This is a genomic window from Gilvimarinus gilvus (assembly GCF_030518155.1).
GTDB classification, from domain to species: domain Bacteria; phylum Pseudomonadota; class Gammaproteobacteria; order Pseudomonadales; family Cellvibrionaceae; genus Gilvimarinus; species Gilvimarinus gilvus.
Map to the genome: position 1 here is coordinate 1 of NZ_JAULRU010000070.1, position 410 is coordinate 410.

General features: G+C 53.9%; 1 protein-coding gene. It reads left to right on the forward strand.

Going from position 1 to position 410, the window contains the following annotated elements; genetic code table 11:
• Positions 1-410, forward strand: a 410-nt coding sequence (locus QWI17_RS00340; protein WP_441294572.1) for a hypothetical protein, incomplete at both ends; no start/stop codon positions are given.

Here is a 410-nt window from a genome sequence, read left to right on the forward strand (position 1 = left end):
CTGGCAAAGCTGCCAAAGAAGATCCCGATTTCACGAGATGAGTTTGCACGGCTTAAGATTCCGACCGCGCACACGACTGATTTCGGCTTCTGCGTGCATGACTACACGATGACGCCATGTGAACGGCATGCCGACTGCATCAACTGCAATGAGCACGTATGCGTGAAGGGCGATGAAGGCAAAACCACGGAGGTTAGGCGCCGACTGGAGGATGCGAAGCAACTGCTCACCCGTGCTGAGGAGGCAGTGACACAGGGCTATTATGGCGCAGACCGATGGATGGAGCACCACCAGAAGACCGTACAGCGGTTAATCCAGCTTACTGAAATTTTTGACAATCCCGCAGTTGCTATAGGCGCTGTTATTCAACTGGCGGATGTTCCGACTGTGTCATGGCCAGAAGTGGACCA